Raw genomic sequence first — 2,161 nt, 5'->3', positions numbered from 1 at the left:
GATCAATAAATGCTCAAAAAGAGAAACAAATTCCTTTGCGAGTCATTTTAATATTGACGAATAGTGTCCTTGAAGGTATAAATAATAAAAATAATATTTTGGAGGAGGGCAGTTTATTTATGAAAAGATTACTTGTTATAATGCTTGCGTTATTCGTTGTGTTGGCAGGAACCATGGTTTTTGCTCAAGAACCAATAAAAATTGGAATTGTTATGAATCTGACCGGTCCTTGGGCATCAATTGATAACCCCAGTGCCAATGGTGCGAAATTGGCAGCAGAACAAATTAATAAGGCTGGGGGTGTATTAGGTCGTCAGATAGACTTGAAAGTTATTGATACTAAGGCAGATGAGGGAGAAACCAGTGCTGCCGTTGTTCGACTGGTTGAAAACGAAAAAGTATCAGCTTTAATCGGTTATGGAGATACCCATTGGGTGAATATTGCCGCCTCGATGGCGAAAGAATACGGAGTTCCTTTTATGACTCCAGGAGCTACCCATCCTCGTATTCCTGAACGTTTTGGGGCTTGGCTAGCTTGTTTTGGAGATAATGCTCAAGCATCAGCAATTGCCGAATATGCAGTGAAAGACCTTGGGTTGAAAAGAGGCGTCGTTTGGGTAGATACCGCGGTTGATTTTAGTGTTGCTGTCTGTGCTTTCTTTGCCGATGCTTTAAAACACTATGGTGGTGAAGTTGTTTATGAAGACTACTTTGAAGTAACCTGGAAAGATTTTTCCGCCATGTCCGCTCGTTTAAAAGAATATCAAGATAGAGGCGAAGTTGATTTTGTCTATGTCGGTGCTATACCTGATAATTGTGGTTTAATTGCCAAACAATTGCGAGATAATGGAGTTACCATCCCAATGTATGGTGAAGATGGTTTTGACACGCCACTGTTAGTTGAAACCGGTGGAGAAGCTGCCGAAGGTGTCATTTTTGCTACTCACGTTTCATTAGAAGATCCCAGCCCAATTATTCAGCAATTCAAGGCTGATTATCAGGCCATGTACGGAAACCCACCCGAGAATGCTTTTGCGGCATTAGGATATGACGCAGTGAAATTAATGGCAAAAGCAATTGAATTGGTTGGAAGTGATGCTCCGGAAAAGATTCCAGAAGGTTTAGCCCAAATAAAAGATTTTCAGGGAGTATCTGGAACTATCAGCTATGAAGGTGGCAGTCAGATTCCAAATAAGTCAGTTTCGGTCATTGAAGTGAAAGATGGAAAGTTTGTTACAGTTAAACAAATTGCTCCAGAATATTTGTCCGATCCAACCATTGCAAAATAGCATTTTTACTAAAAGCGGACTCATTGATATGAGTCCGCTTTTGTTTTGCTCTATCTTTCCTTCGTCGTTTCCTTTTTTAATGAAATTTAGATTGTCTTAACCCGGCAGTCTAAAAAGAGAGATCTATGAACGGAGAAAGAAATGCCTGATCCAATCTTGAAAGTGACTGATTTGTGGAAAAATTTCGGGGGCCTTTCCGCAGTTAGTGATTACCGCCTTGAACTTCCCCTGGGAATGGTTTACGGACTTATCGGCCCCAACGGTGCTGGAAAAACAACTATTTTTAATCTTTTAAGCGGGGTTTTAAAACCCAATCGAGGTCGCATTGTTTTTAATCAAATTGATATAACTGATTTTCGTCCCGACCAGGTAACCCGGGTTGGCTTAACTCGAACCTTCCAAAATCTTCGGCTTTTTCCATCACTTAATGTTGAGATGAATTTAAAAATTGCTAACCACATCCATTTACATTATTCTTTTGTTGCTTCGCTTTCCAATTTACCGGGTTTTTTTCGCTCCGAGAGGGAAGTACAAAAAAAAGTTGATACCATGTTGGATATTTTTGGTTTATCTCAATATAGGGATGAACTGGCAACCAATTTGCCTTATGGATTGCAAAGAAAATTAGATATTGCTCGAACCTTGATGACGGATCCAAAGGTGGTACTTTTAGACGAACCATCGGCAGGAATGAATACCGGGGAGTCAGAAGATTTGGCCCGGCTTATTCTCCAAATTAAGGAGAGATTCCATCTCACTCTGGTTATCGTTGAGCATCGAATGCCTTTTGTGATGGGGTTAGCCGGTATTATTCAGGTATTAGATTATGGTTCGGTGATTGCCCAGGGTACTCCTGAAGAAATACAAAATAA

General features: G+C 40.3%; 2 protein-coding genes. Both read left to right on the top strand.

Translation table 11 applies throughout. The features are described from left to right. The first annotated feature begins 119 nt into the window (after positions 1-119). A complete protein-coding gene (locus PLK24_RS10950) occupies positions 120-1,289 on the top strand; it encodes an ABC transporter substrate-binding protein (protein ID WP_324479076.1) in 1,170 nt (389 codons plus the stop codon). 141 nt (positions 1,290-1,430) lie between these two features. Further along, on the top strand, positions 1,431-2,161 hold a 731-nt coding region (locus PLK24_RS10945), incomplete at its 3' end, for an ABC transporter ATP-binding protein (RefSeq protein ID WP_324479074.1).

This window comes from Atribacter sp. (assembly GCF_035418125.1).
Classification (GTDB): Bacteria; Atribacterota; Atribacteria; order Atribacterales; family Atribacteraceae; genus Atribacter; species Atribacter allofermentans.
Note: the sequence above shows the minus strand (reverse complement) of the source record. Positions and strands in the feature narration are given on the sequence as shown.